This window comes from Rhodococcus sp. JS3073 (assembly GCF_026810085.1).
GTDB classification, from domain to species: domain Bacteria; phylum Actinomycetota; class Actinomycetes; order Mycobacteriales; family Mycobacteriaceae; genus Rhodococcus_F; species Rhodococcus_F wratislaviensis.
Genome location: NZ_CP113951.1, coordinates 3,740,966 through 3,762,015 on the forward strand (window position 1 = coordinate 3,740,966; position 21,050 = coordinate 3,762,015).

Here is a 21,050-nt window from a genome sequence, read left to right on the forward strand (position 1 = left end):
GTGCGCATCGTCCAGCTGGCGAACTTCTACGGACCGCGGTCGGGTGGGCTCCGCACCGCCCTCCACAACTGGGGTCAGGGGTACGTCGAACGCGGACACGAGGTGATCCTCGTCGTCCCAGGTCAGCGCGACTGCGAAGAGCTGCTGCCGAGCGGGGTCCTGCGGATCACCCGGTCGGCTCCCACCATCCCCGCGACCGGTGGTTACCGCGTCGTCAATCCGCGGCGGGTCGCCGACGTGGTCAGCGGTCTGCGACCCGACGTCCTGGAGGTGTCCGACCGGCTCACCCTGCGCGGTTTCGGGGGCTGGGCGCGCGCCCGCGGGGTGCGCAGTGTGGTCGTGTCACACGAACGCCTCGACCGGCTGATCGGCCAACTCGCTCCGCGCCGCGTGGCCCGTGGCTGGGCCGATGTCGCGAACCGCCGGATGGCCCGCAACTACGACGCCGTCGTCTGCACGACGGACTTCGCGAGCGAGGAGTTCACCCGCATCGGGGCCCCCAACCTGCACCGGGTCCCGCTCGGGGTGGACCTCACGATGTTCCACCCCGGCAAACACGACCAGGTGATGCGCGACTCCTTCGCCGACCCGGCGCAGCGTTTCCTCCTGCACTGTGGCCGGCTGTCGGTGGAGAAGCAGGTGGAACGCAGCATCGACGCCGTCCGGCTGTTGCGGCGGCAGGGTCACGACGCCCGGCTGGTCATCGCCGGGGACGGCCCGCGGCGTGAGGCGCTGCAGTACCGGGCCCGCGGGCTCCCCGTGCACTTCACCGGGTTCATCAGCGACAAGGGGCGCCTGGCGTCGCTGTTCGCGTCGGCGGACGTATCGCTGGCGCCCGGACCGCACGAGACGTTCTGCCTGTCGGCGCTCGAGTCGCTGGCGGCGGGCACCCCGGTGGTCGCGTCACAGTCGTCGGCGCTCGCCGAGATCATCACACCCGGCTGCGGTGCCCTGGCCCGGGACCGGGGTCCCGCGTTCGCCGAAGCGGTGAGCGGCATCCTCGCGATCCCCTCACGCACGCGCCGGGCGTCGGCCCGGCGGCGGGCCGAGGACTTCGGCTGGGGCGAGTCCGTCGACGGGATGCTCGCCGTGCTCGAGGGAACCGGTCCGCTCTGCTCCGCCTAGCTGCCGCCCGTCGGTAACCACTCGCGCAGCACGCTGGCGTCGATCACCTGCGCGCCGAGCTTCTTCGTCCAGATGATCGTTCCGTTGGTGTACATCCGGAACTTCCCCGCCTCCGACGGCAGCATCATCTCGGGACCGATCGGCGCACCGAGTGTGCTGTTGACGCCGCCGAGTTCCTTGTACTTCTCGGCGATCGGCGAACCCTCGGTGGTGCCGACGGTGTCCTCGTCCTCACCCGCGGACGCGAGCGTGGAGTCGGGTTCGGGGGCGGCCGGCGGCGCGGGGACGCCGAGTCCGTCACCGACCGTGAACCAGTCGGACTTGAGCTTCAGCTTCGACCGCGCCTCGGCGCCCGTCGCCTCGGCGGTGCCCGACGATCCGACCACCTTCACACCGGTGACGCGTCCGCCGTCGACGCCGAAGTTGTTGCGGGTGATCACCTCGAACGATTCGAGGTCTCCGACGTTGAACGCGGACGCGATGTCGCCCGCGGTGAGCGTCACCGTCCAGTCGTGGTTCGGGGACACGGTGTCGCCCTGGTCCTCGACGGCCGGGAACTCGCCGCCCGCGGTGTATCCGCCTGTGGACGAGGAGAATTCGGCGGCGACGGGCTTGTTGTCCTTGGTCAGGATCATGCCCTTGGTGGAACGGACGGCGTCGGTGGTCCGCGGGTCTTCCTTCGCGGAACCCCCGTACACCTGGCAGCTCTGGGTGTCGCAGGTCTTCGCGTACTCTTCCCGGTTCTCGGCGGCGGCGTAGGAGCGGGCCGCGACGGCCTGCGCCCGAAGCGCCTCGGCCCCACCGGTGTCGGCCCAGGCGGCTTTCGCCTCGGCGGGCACGACGCCCAGGAGGTAGTCGTCCATGTCGAGGACGTTGACGGTGCGCACGGCCGCGCCGTCGAGCGCGACCCCGAGCGCGCCGCGGTAGGGGGTGTCACCGGCGCACAGCTTGAGGTGCTCGTTCGCGGGACGGTCCGGGGCCAGGTCGATCGGGTCCACCCACGGGTGGTCGGTGGCGTCCTGCCACAGGACCTCACCGGCACATCCCCGGGTGACCACGACGTTGGCGCCGCCGTCGGCGGTCGGCGTCAGGTGGACGGCCTCCCCCGGTCCGACGGGCTTGCCGGCGACGACGGCGCCGGCGTCGGAGTAGACGTCGAGCGGCTGATCGTCGCGCGCCTGCAGCCGGACGCTGATCTGTGCATCGGCGAGGGTGCCGAGTGTGGTGCCGCCGTAATAGTGACCGAGGATGCGCTCGGCCGCCCATCCCTGATCCTTCGCGTATCCGTAGGCGCCCCACTGGCCCATCCCGCGGCCGTGGCCGTTGCCGTGCCCGGAAAGCGTGAACGGCGTGTCGGAGGCGACGGTTTCCCGGATGTCCTGGCCGGAGGAGCGCAGATGCACGACGACGCCGGTGACGGCACCGAGGACGAGGACGGGTGCGATGCCGAGTGCCGACGCGCGCAGAAGTTTGGCCGTGAACCCGCGCGGGGCGGGAGGGCCCGCGATGTACCGCCTCCTGCGGGTCCAGGCAGGCCTACCTGCACGAACCCCGAATTCGGTCTTCGCCATCACTGCACTCCTCATCGCTGAACAACGAGCGCTGAGACGGGGCGTGCACCTCGTCTCAGCGGGTCCGAGAAATTCGGGATAAAGTCTCAATGTAAGGTTGAGCGTTATGGACCTGTGTGACTAGTGTGGCAAGAGTGGTTGGAGTTAGCAACAACAGTCTCTTCAGTCACATGAGCATCACGAGTTGCAGACACGCGAGGTCGCTCGCAGGAAACTACAACTGAGGAGAGTCCCCCTTGCCGCACCGTCGACCGAAGCCCTCGATTGTCCTCGGGGCTGTCGCCGCTCTGGCTGTCGCAAGTCCCGTTGCGGTCTACGGCATCAGTAGCGCACCCTCCGACGTCAAATCCACGAACGAAACCTCCAACTCCGCAGTGTCCACCGAGATCGCGCAGGTCGTGCTGTCGCAGATTCCCGACATCGTGATTCCGCTGAAGGAACTGACCGGGCTGAACCTGCCCGACGTCAACATCGGCGACCTGCGGAACCTGAAGATCCCGCCGTACCTCCACATCCCCAGCAATGTGCAGCTTCCCGGCGGAATCCAGATCCCGAGCCTGCAGATCCCGTTGAAGCTCCCCGCCCCGGGCGACGTCTCCGACCCCGCGATCCTGCCCCCGGCCGATCAGCAGCCCGGCGCGATCGTCAAGGAACTGTCCCGCGACACCCCGTTCAGCATGGTGGCGCTCACCTCCGAGACCCTCGCGTCCGCGGAGTCGAAGGTCCGTGCGCTGCAGGCCGACGGAACGTGGGGACAGTGGGTCTCCCCCGACATGATCGACACGCGTCGCACGGACAAGACCGCGTCGGACGGCAAGGTCGCCACCGAACCCGTCTACGTCGGGCTGACGAAGGCGATCCAGATCCTGACCCCCACCTCGACGCCCGCACCGGCCGGTGCACCCGCTGCAGTTCCCGCACCGGCACCCGAAGCCCCCGCTCCCGCACCGGCTCCTGCACCGGCTCCCGCGGCCGACGGTGCCGCACCGCTCGGATACACCCCCGCCGCCGTCAACACGCCGTTGCGGCAGCAGCCGGCACGCGCAGGCGCCGACGACGTCACGGCCGTCCTCATCGAACCGGGCAGCGGTCCCGGCGACGCGACGCTCGCCGACATCGCCAGCCCCCTCGACAGCGGCGGCCCCAAGGTGATCAGCCGCCAGCAGTGGGGTGCCGACGAATCCATCCGGTGCCAGGACCCCGACTACGACGACTTCATCGGCGGTGCCACCGTGCACCACACCGCGGGAGCCAACGACTACTCGAAGGCCGAATCGGCCGAGATCGTCCGCGCGATCTACGCCTACCACGCGCAGACGCTCGGCTGGTGCGACATCGGGTACAACGCACTGGTCGACAAGTACGGCCAGATCTTCGAGGGACGCGCGGGCGGTCTCGACCGTCCGGTGCAGGGCGCGCATGCCGGCGGGTTCAACGAGAACACCACCGGCGTCGCGATGATGGGCGACTTCTCCTCCGAGGATCCGCCGCAGGCGACCCTCGACGCCGTCGGCAAGTTCCTGGGCTGGAAGCTCGGCAAGGCCGGACTCGATCCACTCGGGGAGACGACGATGTACTCCGAGGGCACCGAATTCACTCCCTATGCGGAGGGTGAGGCCGTCGACCTTCCGGTGATCTTCGCGCACCGCGACGTCGGCAACACGTCCTGCCCGGGCGATGCGGCGTACTCACACATGGACGAGATCCGGCAGATCGCGGCCGCCAATCTCGGTGGCGGCAACGCCTCGCTGGCCTCGGACGCACCCGCCGGTGAGGCTCCGGCACCGTCCGGCGGTCCCGGCACGGACGCCAGCTCCAGCCTCGGCGCCGGAATCCCCGCCCTGGTCAACGAACTGCTGCGGCTCACCGACCCGTCGCCGGTCGCCCAGAAGTGGGTGGCGGAAGGCGGCGACACCGGTCGGCTCGGCCAGGCCATCACCGGACTGCTGCAGGCCAAGGCCGGGAACTCGGGCGCTGAGTTCGCCAACGGCGCCATCTTCACCTCGCCCAACGGCGGTGTGTGGGCGGTCCTCGGGCAGATCTTCAAGACGTGGCAGAACCTCGGCGCCGACAACGGCGAACTGGGTCTGCCGACCAGTGACGAGTACGCGATCCCGGGCGGTCTGCGCACCGACTTCGAGAACGGTTCGCTGATCTTCAACGAGATCACCGGCATCGTCACCAAGGTGTTGAAGACCTACAACGACACCTACGCGGAGGCCTACAAGAACGGTGCCCCCGTCGATGCCGCGGCCCCCGTCGCACCGCCCGCGGATCCGGCACAGGTTCCGCCCGCTCCGGCCGAGCCCGCTCCGGCTCCGGCACCCGAACCGGCTCCCGCGCCCGCTCCCGTCGAACCGGCACCGATTCCGGCCGGCTGATCGGGTTTCACCCTCTCGGGCGCTGGTGGTCTCAGGACCACCAGCGCTCGAGTACTTTCGCGACCCCGTCGTCCCAGTTGGTGGCGGTCACCTCGTCGGCGGCGGCCTTGGCGTCGGGGTGCGCGTTCTCGACGGCGACACCCCGGCCCGCGAGGTTCAGCATCGGAATGTCGTTGGGCATGTCACCGAAGGCCACGATCCGCGACGCCGTGACGCCGAGCCGTTCCGCCACCAGCGCGAGACCCGACGCCTTCGTGATTCCCGACGCCGACAGTTCGATCAGCCCGTTGTCGGTGGAAAACGTGACGTCCGCCCGGCGACCGATGTGCGGCGCCAGCGCGTCGACCATCGCCTGACTCGACATTTCCGGCACCCGGATCAGCAGCTTCACCGCGGGGGCCGCAACGACCTCGTTCTCGGACATCTCGGTGTTGTCAGGGTTGAGCCAGGCGTGCTGGTAGCCGGGTGAGCTCACGAACTGCGGTGTCGCGGCGTCGTGGGCGCTGGCCCCGACACGCTCGGCCGCGAGCCCGGCGCCGGGCAGCACCCGGAGCGCGATCTCCGACAGCCAGGTGAGGGTGTCGACGTCGAGCGTCGCGGCGCTGAGCACGCGGTCGCTGTCGCTGTCGTAGATGACGGCGCCGTTCGCGCAGACGGCGAGCGGCGCGTACCCGAGGCCCTCGACCACGGGATGGATCCAGCGCGGGGGCCGGCCGGTGGCCAGCACGAAGGGAGTTCCCGACGCGACCACCGACGCGACGGCGTCGCGGGTGCGGGCGCTGATGCGCTCGTCCTCCCCGATCAGGGTGCCGTCGACATCGGACGCTACAAGGCTCGGTCGGTCTGGGCTCACCCAGCCATTCTGCCTGCCGGGTCCGCGGCGCCGCCGGGGGGCTGTTACCGGGACCGGCGTTCCTCGGCTTCGCGGCGGTCCATCTCGGTGGCCTCCTCGATGGTGGGTGCACTGCCACCGAGTCGCCGGGGCACCCAGTACGCGCCCGCCGGATGGTCGAATCCGTCCTGAACCCGGCGCAGGATCGCGTCCATCTCCGCGTGCAGGGTCTCGGTCAGGGCCTCCGCCGGTTCCCGCGGCTCGATCGGCCGGCCGACCTCGACGGTCACCGGGAACCGATGCCGCCCAAGCTGTCTCGGCTGACCCTTGGTGGCGATCCGTTGAGCACCCCACACGATGACCGGCACGAGCGGCACCCGGGCGTCGATCGCCATGCGCGCCGCACCCGACTTCAGTTCCTTGATCTCGAAGCTCCGGCTGATGGTCGCCTCCGGGTACACCCCCACCAGTTCGCCTTCGCGCAGCCGATCCACCGCAGCGAGGTACGCGCCCGCGCCGGCGGTCCGGTCGACCGGGATGACCCCGCAGCCGCGCATCAGGAACGCCATCACCCTGTTGTTCGCGAGTTCGGCCTTGGCCATGAGCCGCAGTCTGCGGTCCACCGCACCGACCGCCAGCGCCAGCTGGACGAAGTCCAGGTAGCCGGTGTGATTGACCGCGAGCACCGCGCCGCCCTCGGTAGGGATGTTGTCGAGGCCGACTCGCGTCATCCGCAACCCCTGGAACAGGGACAACGCCTTGGCCGTCGACTCGACAGCCGTGTAGACAGGCTCCACCGCCACCTTCTAGCTACCGGTCTCCCGGGCCCGACGGGACTGCGCCTTCGCCTCGGCGTCGGCGGCGTCCATCTTGTTCGCTTCGTCGAGCGTCGGCGCACTGCCCCCGAGGCGCGCGGGCACCCAGTACTCGCCTGCCGGGTGGTCGTAGCCCTGCTGAAGGTCGGCAAGCATCGTCGTCATCGTGGCGTGCAGCTTCGCGGTCAGCTCGGACGCGGGCTCGAACGGCTGGATCGGCTCACCGACGGCGATCGAGATGGGAGTGTTCGTGCGGCCCAGCCGCTTCGGGAACCCCTTGGTCCACACCCGCTGCGCGCCCCAGATGACCACCGGGATGATCGGCACATTCGCCTCGATCGCCATGCGCGCGGCACCCGACTTGAATTCCTTGATCTCGAAGCTCCGGCTGATGGTGGCCTCCGGGTAGACGCCCACCAGTTCGCCGCGGCGCAGGAAGTCGACGGCCGCCTTGTACGAATCCGCGCCGGCGGCCCGGTCGACCGGAATGTGCTTGAGCGCGCGCATGATCGGGCCCGAGATCTTGTTGTCGAACACTTCCTTCTTCGCCATGAAGCGGACGTACCGCTTCACCCTGCGGGCCGGAAGTCCAGCGTAGGTGAAGTCCATGTAGCCGGTGTGATTGATCGCGATCACCGCCCCACCCGTCGACGGAATGTGCTGATCGCCCTTGACCGTGAACTTCAGCCCCTCGAGGGCGAATACGGTGCGGGCGATGCCGATGACGGTTCGGTAGACGGGTTCCACAATCGGCTAGCGTAGCCGGGTATCCGCGATCTGGCCCGCCGTCGGGGACGGACATTCGGTGGGGAGTCGAGAGAAAGGGCGCGCTGGAGATGGGTGGCAGGGGCAGGAGGGCGCTCATCGCGCCGGTCGTCGCGGTGATTCTCGGCGCCGGGGTGGCGTGCGATTCGCAGTCCGGAATCCCGACGGAGGAGCCCCCGTCCGACACCGTTTCCGCGCCCGCTCCCGCCGCGGCCGAGCCCACGACCACCGTGCCGCCCGCCCCGGTGCCGCAGGTGGTCGTCGGCGAGGTGCCCGGCAACCCCGCAGCGGTCGACGCCGTCCGCGCCTGGGCCACCGACCTGGTCACCCGGCCCGGCACCGTCCCCGCGAAATGCTGGACGCTGCCGCCCGCCCAGGCCGCCGACCAGTACGCCGACACGTCCGCGATCCTCGGGGCGCTCGCGCAACCCGGCGTCGACGGACAATTCGCGGTGTCGTGGACCGGCGGCGGCACCACGGTGTCCGTCAAACGCAGCGAGATCGCCTCCGGCTACGCCTGCCCGCACGTCCACCCCGCCGGGACCCTCGACTTCTACACCCCCGCCGACGCCGAGTACGCCGTCACCCGATTCCTGTCGCGGGAGTCGGGCGCGCCGGTCAACGGGGCGGATACCGAGACCGCCTACCCGTTGATCTGCCCCGGCTTCAGCCCCTGGGATCCGTCCGGCACCGGCAACGGAGGCCGGCCGCCGCTCCGGCTCGACCCCGACGTCCTGGCCGGGACCACGGCGTTCGCGACCGACGCGATGACCGCCACGCCGGTCCGCGGCGACTACCTGGAAGTGTCCGTTCCGGTCACCGACGTGTCCGGTGTGACGAACACCAGGCAGGTCACGCTGTCCATCGGCCCCGACGGCTACTGCCTGGGCGAAGTGAACTGACGCACGTGAGTGGCGATATGTGCTGGAGCGCGCATTGTCACTCACCTGGGGGGAACGCCTACTCTGGAACAGTCGCTCAGCTCCCAGGAGGCATACCAGTGCAGGTCACCAGCGTCGGACACGCCGGATTCCACATCCAGACCGAGGCAGGCTCGATCCTGTGCGACCCCTGGGTGAACCCCGCGTACTTCGGATCCTGGTTCCCGTTCCCGGACAACACCCAGCTCGACTGGGACGCCCTGGGCAACTGCGACTACCTGTACGTGTCGCACCTGCACAAGGACCACTTCGACCCGGAGAACCTCAGCAAGCACGTCAACAAGGACGCGACGGTGCTGCTCCCCGACTACCCGGTGCCGGACCTCAAGCGTGAACTCGAGGCGCTGGGCTTCCACAAGTTCTTCGAGACCGAGGACTCGGTCAAACACAAGGTCACCGGCCCCAAGGGTGACCTCGACATCATGATCATCGCCCTGCGCGCCCCCGCGGACGGTCCGATCGGCGACTCGGGTCTCGTGGTGTCCGACGGCGAGACCAAATGTTTCAACATGAACGACGCGCGACCCGTCGACATGGACGTCCTGCACGACGAGTTCGGCAAGATCGACATCCACCTGCTCCAGTACTCGGGCGCCATCTGGTACCCGATGGTCTACGACATCCCCACCAAGACGAAGGCCAACTTCGGCAAGCAGAAGCGTCAGCGCGGCATGGACCGCTGCCGCAGCTACATCGAGCAGGTCGCGGCCACCTGGGTGGTGCCGTCCGCCGGACCGCCGGTGTTCCTCGACGACGCACTGCGTTACCTGAACGACGACCGGGGCGACGAGGGCAACATCTTCCCCGACCAGATCACGTTCCTCGAGCAGATGCGGATCCACGGCAACGACGGCGGCATCCTGATGATCCCGGGGTCCACCGCGGACCTGAAGGGCGGCGAGCTGACGCTCACGCACCCGATCCCGGACGCCGAGGTCGACAAGATCTTCTCCGAGAAGGCCGCGTACATCGAGGACATGGCGAAGCGCATGGCGCCGGTCCTGGCCGCCGAGAAGGCCACGTGGGCCCCCGCCGAGGGTGAGCCGCTGCTCGAGGCACTGAAGGCGAAGTTCGAGCCGATCATGAAGCAGTCCGACCTGATCTGCGACGGCATCGGCTACCCCGTCGGCCTGGTGATGGGCGACGAGACCGTCGTCCTCGACTTCCCGCAGCGCACCGTCCGTCCGCGCGGCGAGAAGGACGGCAAGTACCGCTACGGCTTCCGCATCGCCCCCGAGCTGGTTCGCACGGTGCTGCGCGACGACGAGCCCGACTGGGTGAACACCATCTTCCTGTCCACCCGCTTCGAGGCGTGGCGCGTCGGCGGATACAACGAATTCCTCTACACGTTCTTCAAGTGCCTCACCGACGAACGCATCGCGTACGCCGACGGCTGGTTCGCCGAGGCCCACGACGACTCCGCGTCTATCGAGCTCGGCGGGTACGAGATCCAGCGTCGCTGCCCGCACCTGAAGGCCGACCTGTCGAAGTTCGGCGTCGTCGACGGCACCAACCTCACCTGCAACCTGCACGGCTGGCAGTGGGACCTCGAATCGGGGCGCTGCAAGACGTCCAAGGGACACGAACTGCGGTCCGCGAAGCTCTGACCCCGGCGGGCGAACGTACCCTTCGGCGCACCTGAGGCGTCGAAGGGTACGTTCACCCGGCAGAGGGGGCGTCGGCGCGGACCGGCGGCAGCCACCGTCGCACCAGGACCGCCGACAGCAGTACCGGAACGGCCAGTGCCGCGACGAGCGTCGTGACCGACAGCCACAGGGACCCGACGGCGAAGCCCGCGTAGATCAGCACCGCGGCCACCTCACCGAACAGGCCTGCCACCGACGTGACGGTGGCGCGCGCGGGACCGGTGATCGCATCCTGCACGCGCGCTTCCGACACGATCATCGCGTTCCCGAGGATGCCGTAGCCGACGCCGATCGCGAGGAATCCGGGGACGCCGCCGAGCAGCGCTCCCCCGCCGAGCAGGATCGCGGCGACGGCGACGGCCCGGCCCATCGTCACGGCGCGCATCGACGCCGTGCGTCCGGCGAGGGCTGTGCCGACCACCTGCCCGCTCACCGTGATCGCGACGAGCAGCGGTACGGACGCCGTCGCTGTTCCACCGTCGCGCGCGAGCAGCCCGAAGTACTCGTCGAACGCCAGGAACGCGATCAGCACCGCCGACAGCATCACTCCGCGCCGGACCACCGCCCCCCGCGTGACCTCGCCGAGGCCGGCCCGCAGCATCGTGGCGTACCGGACCGCGAGTCCCCGTTGTTCGCGGGCGACGTCGAGGGTCTCGTCCGCCTCCTCGACCTTGGGTGCCGCGGGCAGCAGCAGGGCGAAGCAGCCGTGGACCACGGTCGCACCGACGCTCACCCACCCGACCAGCGGATATCCGCCGAGAACGTAGAGCGGCGCCGCCGTCAGGGTCGCGAGAAGGTTGCACACCATGGCGCCGGAGTTGGCGTAGCCGAGCACCCTCGCGAAGTCACCGGTAGCGGCTCGCGCGACGAGTTCGTCGTACAGCAACGCCTCGAACGTTCCCGACTGGATGGCGCCGCTGATGCCCCACAACACGAATCCCGCCGCGAATCCCGCGTACGACGGCACCAGGATCCACACGGTGAATCCGGCCGTGTACAGCACGGATGCGAATACCAGGAGGCCACGTCGAGACACGGTGTCGGCCCACGCGCCGGACGGCACCTCGGCGACGAAGGACACGACCGACCAGATGACGAACAGGGACGAGATCTGACCGACACTCACACCGTGGTCGGCGAACAGCAGGTCGTACAGACCGTAGAGGGGGATGAGGTCGCGCGTGGACACATAGCCGACCACGCGGACGGCGAGAGAACGCTGCGAACGGGGTCAAGGCTGGGCGGCGGGATATCTCACGCGCCCAGTTTCGCACTCCGAGCCGGGGGTGTCACCCCGTTTCGACCTATCCGACGGTCGGCGGCTGATCGACGAGCTGGGCCATGTAGAGCTGGTCACCCATCTTGTCCATCAGTTCGATCTGCGTCTCCAGGTAGTCGATGTGATCCTCTTCTTCCTTGAGGATCGTCTCGAGCAGTTTCGCCGACGTGGCATCGCCCTTGTCGCGGCACATCTGGATTCCCGGACGCAAACGCTCGACGACCTCGACTTCGATGGAGAGGTCGGAATGGAATTGCTCGCGCAGGTCCTGCCCGATACGCAGCGGCAGCAGCTTCTGATAGTTCGGAAGCGCCTCGAGGAACAGGATTCGGTCGGTGAGGATCTCGGCGTGGTTCATCTCCTCGATGGACTCGGCCCGAGTCTTGTCCGCCAGTTTGGTGAAGCCCCAATTGGCTTGCATCTTGGAGTGCAGAAAGTACTGGTTGATCGCGGTCAGCTCACTGGTCAACTGTTCGTTGAGAAGAGCAATAACCTCGTCGTCGCCGCGCATGACTCCTCCGTTCGCCCCGGTTGAGGCGAACGTACCACTGGGAGTACCGCGATGTTGCGGATCGCGGGGTTCAGTTGTGCTGCGGTTTCGTCACGCGGCCGTGCTCACGGCCGACCGCTCCAGAATCTCCTTCAACCGATCGACGCAGGTCCCACATCCCCATCCGGCGCCGCAACGCTCACCGATGGCATCCGCGCTGTCAGCTCCGTCGGCGCAGTGCTCGTGCACTTCGTCTTCCGTCACTGCCTTGCAGATGCACACGAACATGTGGAGCTCCTTACCAACCAACTCGATTAGGTAAGGGTTACATCATTTTCGCGTTCGCGCAAGGGTAGCCTTCCCAAAATCCTGGGCCTGCTTTTATGGCTTCAGGACATCCGTCCCGACGAACGGCACGAGCGCGTCGGGCACCCGCACGGTGCCGTCGGACTGCTGGTGGTTCTCCAGGATGGCGACGATCCACCGGGTGGTGGCGAGGGTGCCGTTGAGGGTCGCGGCGGTCTGAGGCTTCCCGTTCTCGTCGCGGTACCGGACACCGAGACGACGCGCCTGGAACGTCGTGCAGTTGGACGTCGAGGTGAGCTCGCGGTACGCCTGCTGCGTGGGCACCCAGGCCTCGCAGTCGAACTTGCGGGCGGCCGACGACCCCAGGTCGCCGCCTGCCACGTCGATCACGCGGTACGGCACGTCGATGGCGGCGAGCATGTCGCGCTCCCACGCGAGCAGGCGCTGGTGTTCGGCGTCGGCGTCCTCGGGCTTGCAGTAGGTGAACATCTCCACCTTGTCGAACTGGTGGACTCGGATGATCCCGCGGGTGTCCTTGCCGTAGCTGCCGGCCTCGCGGCGGAAGCACGTCGACCAGCCTGCGTACCGCTTGGGGCCGTCGGTGAGGTCGAGGATCTCGCCCGAGTGGTACCCGGCCAGCGGGACCTCGGACGTGCCGACGAGGTACAGGTCGTCGTCGGCGAGGTGGTAGATCTCGTCTGCGTGGGCGCCGAGGAACCCGGTACCCGCCATGATCTCCGGTCGCACCAGCACCGGCGGGATCATCATCTGGAAGCCGTTGGCCATCGCCTTCTGCGCGGCCAGCTGCAGCATTCCCAGCTGCAGCATCGCGCCGAAGCCGGTGAGGAAGTAGAAGCGGGCGCCGGAGACCTTCGCGCCGCGCTCCATGTCGATCAGCCCCAGCGACTCACCCAGCTCGAGGTGGTCCTTGGGTTCGAAGTCGAACGTGGGAATGCCGCCGACCGTCTCGAGGGTGACGAAGTCGTCCTCGCCGCCCGCGGGGGCGCCCTCCTGGACGACGTTGGAAATCGCCCGGTGCGCGGCGTCGAGCGCGGCCTGCGCCTCGTGCTGCTCGGCCTCGGCCTGCTTGACCTTGGCCGCGAGTTCCTTGGACCCCTCGAGCAGCGCCGGACGCTCCTCCGGGGACGCCTGCCCGACCTTCTTGCCGAACGCCTTCTGCTCGGCACGCAGGTTGTCGCCGGCGAGAACGGCGGCGCGCCGGGACGCGTCGGCCTCGAGCAATGCGTCGACCAGGGCGGGATCTTCGCCACGGGTGCGCTGCGACTCGCGGACGGCGTCGGGGTTCTCGCGGAGGAACTTCAGGTCAATCACGGCTTCAAACCCTACCGGGCGCCGCAGAGCGGCTCACTCCGGTTTCGGTTCCAGCAAGCTCAGAAGGTCCTCGCGGCCGAACATGCGGGCGGCGTCGACAGCGGTCGGGTGGCCGGCCGTGGCATCGGCGCCACCGGCGACGAGCGTCCGCACGACGGCGTCCTCGCCCTTGAACAGCGCCCCTGCCAGCGGGGACTGGCCCTTGTCGTTGAGCCGGTCGACGTCGGCGCCACGGTCGATCAGGACCTGAACAGCCACGGCGTGACCGTGGTATGCGGCCAGCATCACCAGGGTGTCGCCGTTCTGATTGGCCAGGTTCACCGGGACGCCCGCGTCGAGGTACGTGGCCAACGACACGGCGTCGCCGGATCGTGCCGTGTCGAACACACGCCCGGCGAGCTCTTGCAGTTCAGGATCCACCGGCTCGGCGGAGTGCTGAGGATCGTCACTCATGGTCGTCGAAGTTACGCCAGGTTCGGGCCGATTGCGGGAGTTGTTCTGCTTCCACGATCGGAACGGGCATTATGGAAATCGATGTCCTCAGATCAGTCGAACGGTGCCGACCCCCAGCCGAAGAATGCCGGGCAACCGGAGAAGGCTCCCCGCAGCATGTCCGCGACCACGACGCGTCGCGCGCTCGCGGCCGTCGCGGCCGGTGCCGTGGTGGCAGCGATCGCCACGTTCGCGATCGCAGGCGGTTTCAACCGCAGCGAGAACCTCCCCGCACACTCGACCGGTTCCGGACCGCAGGCGACGGGTTCGGTGGACGGCGACGCGTTCGCTTCGGCGGCGGCGGGCGACTGTCTCGACTGGACGCCGTCGAACGATCCGCAGGAAGACCGGAAGGACGTCGCGAAGGTCGACTGCTCGGAGGAACACCGGTTCGAGGTGGCGGCGCCGCTGGACCTCAGCGTGTATCCGGGCGCCGAATTCGGTCCGGGTTCGCGTTACCCGGGTGCGCTGCGGTTCGCCGCGCTGCGCGACGAACACTGCGTGCCCGCCGTCGACACCTACCTCGGCGCGAAGTTCGATCCGTACGGCAAGTTCAGCGTGGGTCTGATGTTCCCCAGCGAGTCCGGTTGGGCGGCGGGCGAGCGCACCCTGCGGTGCGGCCTCCAATTCTCCAGCACCGCAGGGACGTTGCTCCCGTTCACCGGCAAGGTGGCCGAGCAGGACCAATCCAACATCTGGGATCCGGGTACCTGCATCGGAATCAACCAGAACGTGCCCACCGATCCCGTCGACTGCGCGCAGCCCCACGCGTTCGAAGTGATCTCCGTCGTCGACCTGGCCACCCAGTTCCCGTCCTCGATGCCGTCCGTCGAAGACCAGGACAAGTATCTCGAAGGCGTGTGCACGCAGGCCGCCAACGAGTACCTCGGTTCCGCCGACGCACTGCGGAACAAGACGCTCACGCTGTTCTGGGACAACCTGGAACTCGACAGCTGGCTCGCGGGCAGCAGGCGGGTGAACTGCTCGGTGGGCAAGGAGACCGACGCCGGCGGCTTCTCGACCATCACCGGTTCGGCGAAGGGCGAGATCCTCATCAACGGTGCGGCACCCGTGCCGCCGCCGCCGGTCCCGGAGGGTAGGTCTGTTCCGACGCCGCTTCCCGGCGCAGTTCCGGTTCCCGGGAACTGATGTGGCGGTGAGCATGACGCCGGACCGATTCGAGGAATTGGTGGGCGACGCACTCGATCTGATCCCACCCCAGCTCGCGGCCGCGATCGACAACGTCGTCGTCCTCGTCGACGACCGCAACGACGAGGATCCGTATCTTCTGGGCCTCTACCACGGGATCGCGCTGACGGAACGGGACAGCCATTACGGCGGATCGCTGCCCGATACGATTACCGTCTATCGCGACGCCCTCCTCGAAATCTGCAGTTCGGAGGAGGAAGTCGTCCACGAGGTGGCCGTCACCGTGATACACGAGGTTGCGCACTACTTCGGGATAGAAGAAGATCGCTTGCACGAGCTCGGCTGGGGATGAACGGTTTTCCCGAGAAGAATTTCTCGGGATCGGGGGGAACCGAAGAGCGCGTTGCAGCGTCCAAGTGTGTAGGGACAGCTGCACATGCAGTTCGTTTGCCGGGGGGCAACTGCCTTCCGCCTGCCTAGGTCAAGAAGGAGTTCGACGCAATGCCAGCTCTGCACGTCGCACCTGAAGCTCTTGTCGCCGCCGCCGTGGAACTCGACGCACTCGCTGCGCGTCTCGAGACCGCGGTCGCTCTCAACTCCGCGGCCATCCGCGTGCTCCCGTCCGGGAGCGAAGAGGTCTCTCTGCACGCGGCCGGTTACTTCAACACGGTTGCCACCACGTTCACTCCTGCTGTCGCCCAGGGCATTCTCGAGATGCGCGAGACCGCGAACACGCTCCGCACCCAGGCCGCGCTGTACGTCGCCGAGGACGTCGCGCTCGGCGCGACCCTCGCGGCGGGCATGTGACGGCCGGCGCCTCGAGACCACCAGGAGATCAGACATGACCATGGGACTGACAGGTGTCATCTGGTTGCCCCGAGGGGCGACCGTCAACTCGACCACCCTCATCGCAGGCGCGGGCCCGGTGCCGCTGAGCGTCGCGAGCGCGGCGTGGACGGCGTTGTCCACGAGCTTCGTCGACGCCAACCTCACACTGGTCCGCGTGATGGCCGAACTCGCGGCCGGCTGGCAGGGGGTGTCCGCGGTCGCGGCGCTCGCGAAGATCACGCCGTTCACGGTGTGGACCGCCGAATGCGCCGAACTCGCCGCGGACACGGCAGCGAAGGCGGGACTCGAGGCGGGCGCCTACACCACCGCCGCGCTCATCATGCCCAGCATCCCCGAGATCGTCGCAGTGAAGACCGCGAAGGCCACGGCGTATTCGACGGGTGGGGCGCTCAACGGCACCGCCGCGGCCGCGGAAGCCGCGGACCGCGCGATGGACATTCGCGCCGGGCTCGTGATGGAGGGGTACGAGGCCGCGTCGAACATCCTGGCGCTCGAACGCACGTACCGGCAGCCCCCTCGAATCGTCACGAAGGCCGATTCGAAGGAGGTCGGGACGTTCGACGAAATCCCGTCCGACGGTGAGTTCGATCCGACCCGTGCCGCGGCTGCCGCGCTGATGGCCGCCGGCCAGAACCCGGCGGTCACCACGGCCGCGTCGCAGGTCGGCAGCATCGCGGGCACCACGGTCTCCACCGCCACGTCGGCGGCGAGCAACATCGGTGGCGCGGCGTTGTCCGCGGTCACCGGTGGCGGTGTCAGCCCGATGGTGGGCGGCGCGCCGATGATGTCCGGCGGCGCGTACGGCGGCGGCTCCGCGTCGACGAGCGCTGCGGCAGCGCGCACCTCGGTCGGTGCGATCGGTGCGGGCGCCGCAGGCGGGGCGACCCTGCCCGAGGGCTGGGGCAAGCCGGACGGCGGCCAGGGCGCACGGCCCGGCGCACCGGCAACCGCACCCGGCGGGGTGATCGGAGACGTTCGCGCCGACGTGAACCCGGCTGCGGCGGGGCGCGGCGCCACCGGTAGCGGACCGATGACGGTCGGGCGGGGAGCGGGCGCGGCCGGGGCCGGTTCGCAGGACGAGGACGAGCGGGAGACCCCCGACTACCTGAAGAACTTCGAGCACTTCTCCGACGGGCGCACCGTCATTCCGTCGGTCATCGGCGCGAACCCCGACCACCGGGAGTCCGGACGGTGATCGATCTGGGCACCCAGCCGGGCGTACCGACCCTCCCGGCGGTGACCCTGAGCCTCGACGAAATGGATTATCTCGTCGACACGCTCGCACTCGACGTGCTGCCGGTGGTGCTCGACGCCACCCCCCGGTACGACACGTACGACGCCAGGGACGCAGCGTTCCGCGGCGCCGTCGACACCCTCGCCGCCCGGGACCTGCTCCCGGGCGGCAGGGTTCACCCCGAACTCGCCGACCGCCTGCGGGTACTCGCCCGACCGCTGTGGGAGATCGCCCTGCGCTGGTGCGTCGACGGCAGCATCTCGAGACTGTGCATCTCCCAGGGGGACGCCCTCTCGGTGCTCGCCCTGCGCGCCGGCGACACGTACGTCGTACAGGACGCGGGCGCCGACCTCTTCGCCCCCGTCATCGGAGCGCTGGGGGACGTGGAGCCGATGAGCGTCGGCGTCGTCAACGCACCCACGGTCCAGCTCGGCGAAGCCTTCGACCAGGGTGGGGACGGCAAGTCGCTCGCCGCCGCCCTCACCGCACTCGGGGTGACCGCGGTCGACGCGACCGCCCTCGGCAACGCGATGGCCGGCTGCACCACCTACGCCGAGATCGTCGGAATCGTCTACGGCGACGGTCGATACGATCCCGTGGGCGGCCCCGTCACGGTCTTCGACACGTCAGCGGGACGCATCGTCGGCACGTCCAGTGTGTCCGCGCACGGGGTGGCGTGGTCGTCGCTCAGCCCCGGCACCCCACAGCGTCTGCGGCAGGCGCTGGAGTCGCTGGCCGACCGGCTCCGCTGACCTACACCGGTTGCCGCTTCCACCATGCACCGGTCTCGCGGCGCTCCTTCCAGGTGGTGAATTCGTACCGATACATGCGCGCACGCACGTGTTTCGGCGGATCCTCAGGAAACGGGTTGTACTGCAACAGCTTCAGTGTGTCACGGTCGTTCCGCAGCAACCGCTCGACGAAACCCCGGAACCACGGTTCGGCGTAGCCGGGAGAGATCGCCGTGAACCAGAACAACCAGTCGAGCCTCAGGTGATACGGCGCGAACTGGCGCGGCCGCCGGTTGACGTCACCCGGTTTTCCCTTGAAGCCGTACTCCTTCCACACGGCGTGCACACTCGCGTGCGCGTCGGACGTGCCCTCCACGATCACCTCGTAACGCACCCGGGTGATGCTGCCGAACGCGCCGTACGTGTTGACGAAGTGCCATTTGTTGAACGACGCATTCATGCGCTGCCCGTGGGAGACCATGTTGCGGATCGGCCAGTAGCTCAACACGACCACGAGCGCCGTCACCGCGATCACCAGCACGACGAAGGGCATCGGCGCCGAGTCGTCGGCGGCCGGGACGTCGAAGGGCAGCACCTTCTCGTACACACTGTCCGGGATCACGGACAGTCCCAGCACGATGGTCGTCCAGTTCAGCCACGAGAAGTTACCGCTCGCCACCAGCCACAGCTGGGTGACGATCATGATCGTCGCGGCGACGGCGGCGACGGGTTGCGGCGCGAACAGCCCGAACGGCACCACCAGCTGAGCGAAGTGGTTGCCGAGCACCTCCACCTTGTGCAGCGGCTTCGGCAGCCGATGGAAGTACCAGCTGAGCGGTCCGGGCATCGGCTGGGTTTCGTGGTGGTAGTACAGGCAGGTGAGGTCCTTCCAGCATCGGTCGCCGCGCATCTTGATCAGCCCGGCCCCGAATTCGAGGCGGAACAGCAACCACCTCAGCACGAGCAGCACCAGTATCGGCGGACCGACCGAGGCGTTGCCCAGGAAGATCGCGAGGAAACCCGCTTCGAGCAGCAACGACTCCCAGCCGAAGCTGTACCAGATCTGGGAGACATTGACGATCGAGAGATAGAGCACCCACAGGGCGAACCACACGAGCATGCACGCGGCGAGCGGGATGACCTGCGTCAGACCGAGCAGCGCGGCCAGTGACAGTCCGGCGCCGGTCCAGCAGATCGCCTCGAAGAATCTGTCCGAGTAGTGGAAATGGAAGATGCTCGGTGAACGACCGAACGTGACGGCGCGGAGAAAGCGCGGGATGGGCAGCATCCCGTTGCTTCCGACGAGCGGCCTGAACTGGTTTCTCGCGGCCACGAACGCGACGAGATAGATCGCGGCGAGCCCCTCGGTGACGAGCAGCCGACCGAGCGAATAGTCATCGCCAACGAACCAATCCACCGCCGTCACTCCTCGAGGACGGTTTCCTCCATCGTCGCGCAACCCCAGGGTGCGCGCAACGACGTCACCCCATCGGGTCGTCGGCGCCGGGGATCACCCGGTGCTCGAACGGTGGCTCGACGGTTCCCCAGCGCACGCACTCCCAGCCGCCGCCCGCGAGCGGCGTCAGCTCCACGGACTGCGTGTTGGCCAGATGATTATTGGAGGCGAACAGCCCGGGCACCCCGGCGAGTTGCGCTGCCACGAGCCGGATCGCGGCGCCGTGGCTGACCAGCACGACGTCCCCCGAGTCCGCCGGGTCGTCGAGGTATTGCTCACGGAGGGAGTCCACGACCGGCACATACCGTTCGAGGATGTCGTGGGCGGATTCCCCGCCGGGAACCCGGGCGTCCAGCTCGCCGGTGTGCCACAGGTGGAACGTCTTCATGAACAGCTTGTGCGACTCCTCGTCGGTGCGGTCCTCGAGTTCACCGGCCTGGGCCTCGTGCAGGCCCTCCCGCACCTGGACGGCGATGCCCGACGCGAGTTCGACGAAGCGCGCCGTCTGCCGGGCGCGCAGTGCCTGCGAGGACACGAGGGCTGCCGTCGTCGCCTTCGCGGCGAGGTCGGTGCCCAGCCGTTCCGCCTGGGAGAGCCCTTCGGGTGTCAGCCGGGCACCGGGCAGCCGGGTGTCGAGCCTGCGCTCGACGTTGGCCTCGGTCTGCCCGTGCCGGACCAGGATCAGCTTGCCGCTCACGATTCCCTCTCTCCCTGACGGATTCGTTCGATCCAGTCCGCTGCGTCTCCGTCGGACGGCGGTGGCGGGCCGCTGGGGTTCGCCGCGGGCCAGGACCCGAGGAACCGCACGTGCGACTTGCGGTGCAGCGCACGGAACGCCTCGGCGACGAGCGGGTCGTCGATGTGCCCGATGCAGTCGACGAAGAATCGGTACAGGCCGGGGGTGGTGCGCACCGGGCGCGATTCGATCCGGATGAGATCGATTCCGCGGGTAGCGAACTCGGAGAGCACACCGACGAGGGAGCCGGGGGTGTTGTGGGGTTCGAGCACGGCCGACGTGCGGTCGCCGCCGGTGCGTGCGGGCACCTGGGTCGGGGCGGTGACGAGAACGAATCGGGTGCGGGCGCTCTTCTCGTCCGCCACCCCGTCGGCGAGGCTGCGCAGCCCGAGTCGTTCGCCGGCGAGGGCGGTGGACACGGCGGCGTCGGCGAGGCCGTTCGCCACGTCCTCGGCGGCGCCCGCGTTGGAGGACGCCGTCTGGAGTTCGGCGCCGGGGCAGTTCTCCTCCAGCCAGATTCGCACCTGACCGGCCGCCACCGGGTACGCCCGCACGGTGCGCACCTGATCGAGCCGCTCGATGCCGGCCCCGCCGAGGATCGTGAACGCCACGTCGAGCTCGGTCTCGGCCACGATCTGCAGGCGGTCGCCCAGCGCGAGCGAGTCGAGGGTGGGCACCACGGCCCCCTCGACGGAGCTCTCGATGGGAACGACGGCACCGTCGACGACGCCGTCGCGCACCTTGGCCAGGGTGGCGGGCGGACTGGTCGCGGCGACCCGCTCGACCTGCCCGTCGAAGGCACCCGCGGCCTCGAGCTGGGCGAGCGCCATCTCCGTGAAGGTTCCCGACGGTCCGAAATACGCGATCTTTGGCACGCCTACGAGATTACGCACCGAGCGTTGACGGTCCGGCGCATTGAC

Annotated in this window: 21 protein-coding genes; 9 read left to right on the forward strand and 12 right to left on the reverse strand. The window is 68.6% G+C overall.

What is annotated here, in order from left to right; genetic code table 11:
• The gene (locus tag OYT95_RS16855; RefSeq protein ID WP_112301585.1) at positions 1–1,125 is read left to right on the forward strand and encodes a glycosyltransferase; all 1,125 of its coding nucleotides are present in this window, start codon (positions 1–3) and stop codon (positions 1,123–1,125) included.
• Here the strand turns inward: OYT95_RS16855 and OYT95_RS16860 are convergent.
• Positions 1,122–2,696, reverse strand: coding sequence for a SpoIID/LytB domain-containing protein (locus OYT95_RS16860; RefSeq protein WP_268791996.1), 1,575 nt, complete (start codon positions 2,694–2,696; stop codon positions 1,122–1,124). The genes OYT95_RS16855 and OYT95_RS16860 overlap by 4 nt on opposite strands.
• A 236-nt stretch (positions 2,697–2,932) precedes the next feature.
• On the opposite strand from OYT95_RS16860, the gene OYT95_RS16865 reads away from it, so the two are divergent.
• Positions 2,933–5,077, forward strand: coding sequence for an N-acetylmuramoyl-L-alanine amidase (locus OYT95_RS16865; protein ID WP_268791997.1), 2,145 nt, complete (start codon positions 2,933–2,935; stop codon positions 5,075–5,077).
• A 31-nt stretch (positions 5,078–5,108) separates the two neighbouring features.
• Here OYT95_RS16865 and OYT95_RS16870 read toward each other — a convergent pair whose 3' ends face one another.
• Genes OYT95_RS16870 through OYT95_RS16880 form a run of 3 tightly spaced genes read right to left on the reverse strand, consistent with a single transcriptional unit; the run spans position 5,109 to position 7,471 of the window.
• Positions 5,109–5,930, reverse strand: coding sequence for a Cof-type HAD-IIB family hydrolase (locus tag OYT95_RS16870; RefSeq protein ID WP_037228221.1), 822 nt, complete (start codon positions 5,928–5,930; stop codon positions 5,109–5,111).
• Between the two features lie 44 nt (positions 5,931–5,974).
• Positions 5,975–6,706 (reverse strand): lysophospholipid acyltransferase family protein, encoded by a 732-nt coding sequence (locus tag OYT95_RS16875; protein WP_112301582.1) that lies wholly within the window; start codon positions 6,704–6,706, stop codon positions 5,975–5,977.
• A gap of 9 nt (positions 6,707–6,715) precedes the next feature.
• A complete protein-coding gene (locus tag OYT95_RS16880; RefSeq protein ID WP_037228224.1) occupies positions 6,716–7,471 on the reverse strand; it encodes a lysophospholipid acyltransferase family protein in 756 nt (251 codons plus the stop codon).
• 89 nt (positions 7,472–7,560) lie between these two features.
• On the opposite strand from OYT95_RS16880, the gene OYT95_RS16885 reads away from it, so the two are divergent.
• Together OYT95_RS16885 and OYT95_RS16890 are read left to right on the forward strand one after the other, a co-directional pair.
• On the forward strand, positions 7,561–8,391 hold the full coding sequence (locus tag OYT95_RS16885; RefSeq protein WP_268791998.1) for a hypothetical protein: 831 nt from the start codon (positions 7,561–7,563) through the stop codon (positions 8,389–8,391).
• A 98-nt stretch (positions 8,392–8,489) separates the two neighbouring features.
• Complete coding sequence (locus tag OYT95_RS16890; RefSeq protein WP_268791999.1) at positions 8,490–10,037, forward strand: Rieske 2Fe-2S domain-containing protein; 1,548 nt, start codon at positions 8,490–8,492, stop codon at positions 10,035–10,037.
• Positions 10,038–10,089: 52 nt separating this feature from the next.
• On the opposite strand, the gene OYT95_RS16895 is transcribed toward OYT95_RS16890, so the two are convergent.
• The 5 genes from OYT95_RS16895 to OYT95_RS16915 form a co-directional block, all read right to left on the reverse strand.
• The gene (locus OYT95_RS16895) at positions 10,090–11,277 is read right to left on the reverse strand and encodes an MFS transporter (RefSeq protein ID WP_268792000.1); all 1,188 of its coding nucleotides are present in this window, start codon (positions 11,275–11,277) and stop codon (positions 10,090–10,092) included.
• 103 nt (positions 11,278–11,380) lie between these two features.
• Positions 11,381–11,866, reverse strand: a complete 486-nt coding sequence (gene bfr / locus OYT95_RS16900; protein WP_005260453.1) for a bacterioferritin — start codon at positions 11,864–11,866, stop codon at positions 11,381–11,383.
• Positions 11,867–11,956: 90 nt separating this feature from the next.
• Positions 11,957–12,133, reverse strand: coding sequence for a (2Fe-2S)-binding protein (locus tag OYT95_RS16905; protein WP_037228231.1), 177 nt, complete (start codon positions 12,131–12,133; stop codon positions 11,957–11,959).
• A 93-nt stretch (positions 12,134–12,226) separates the two neighbouring features.
• Entirely contained in the window at positions 12,227–13,483 is a 1,257-nt protein-coding gene (serS, locus tag OYT95_RS16910; protein ID WP_268792001.1) for a serine--tRNA ligase, read from the reverse strand.
• 33 nt (positions 13,484–13,516) lie between these two features.
• Positions 13,517–13,936 (reverse strand): ankyrin repeat domain-containing protein, encoded by a 420-nt coding sequence (locus OYT95_RS16915; RefSeq protein ID WP_005248859.1) that lies wholly within the window; start codon positions 13,934–13,936, stop codon positions 13,517–13,519.
• Between the two features lie 81 nt (positions 13,937–14,017).
• On the opposite strand from OYT95_RS16915, the gene OYT95_RS16920 reads away from it, so the two are divergent.
• From OYT95_RS16920 to OYT95_RS16940, 5 genes are all read left to right on the forward strand, one after another.
• Positions 14,018–15,124, forward strand: coding sequence for a septum formation family protein (locus OYT95_RS16920; RefSeq protein ID WP_037228235.1), 1,107 nt, complete (start codon positions 14,018–14,020; stop codon positions 15,122–15,124).
• A gap of 1 nt (position 15,125) precedes the next feature.
• A complete protein-coding gene (locus OYT95_RS16925) occupies positions 15,126–15,476 on the forward strand; it encodes a metallopeptidase family protein (RefSeq protein ID WP_009477115.1) in 351 nt (116 codons plus the stop codon).
• A gap of 149 nt (positions 15,477–15,625) precedes the next feature.
• Positions 15,626–15,931 carry a PE family protein gene (locus OYT95_RS16930; protein ID WP_037228237.1) on the forward strand — a complete coding sequence of 102 codons (306 nt, stop codon included), beginning with the start codon at positions 15,626–15,628 and terminating at the stop codon, positions 15,929–15,931.
• A gap of 34 nt (positions 15,932–15,965) precedes the next feature.
• The gene (locus OYT95_RS16935) at positions 15,966–17,168 is read left to right on the forward strand and encodes a PPE family protein (RefSeq protein WP_268792002.1); all 1,203 of its coding nucleotides are present in this window, start codon (positions 15,966–15,968) and stop codon (positions 17,166–17,168) included.
• Positions 17,165–17,959 carry an ESX secretion-associated protein EspG gene (locus OYT95_RS16940; RefSeq protein WP_128640323.1) on the forward strand — a complete coding sequence of 265 codons (795 nt, stop codon included), beginning with the start codon at positions 17,165–17,167 and terminating at the stop codon, positions 17,957–17,959. Before OYT95_RS16935 ends, OYT95_RS16940 begins: the two co-directional genes overlap by 4 nt.
• Position 17,960: 1 nt before the next feature.
• Here the strand turns inward: OYT95_RS16940 and OYT95_RS16945 are convergent, their stop codons facing one another.
• Genes OYT95_RS16945 through pheA form a run of 3 tightly spaced genes read right to left on the reverse strand, consistent with a single transcriptional unit; the run spans position 17,961 to position 21,005 of the window.
• Positions 17,961–19,364, reverse strand: coding sequence for a lipase maturation factor family protein (locus OYT95_RS16945; RefSeq protein WP_128640324.1), 1,404 nt, complete (start codon positions 19,362–19,364; stop codon positions 17,961–17,963).
• Positions 19,365–19,419: 55 nt separating this feature from the next.
• Positions 19,420–20,091, reverse strand: coding sequence for a histidine phosphatase family protein (locus tag OYT95_RS16950; RefSeq protein WP_112301575.1), 672 nt, complete (start codon positions 20,089–20,091; stop codon positions 19,420–19,422).
• On the reverse strand, positions 20,088–21,005 hold the full coding sequence (pheA, locus tag OYT95_RS16955) for a prephenate dehydratase (RefSeq protein WP_128640325.1): 918 nt from the start codon (positions 21,003–21,005) through the stop codon (positions 20,088–20,090). Before pheA ends, OYT95_RS16950 begins: the two co-directional genes overlap by 4 nt.
• Positions 21,006–21,050 lie beyond the last annotated feature (45 nt).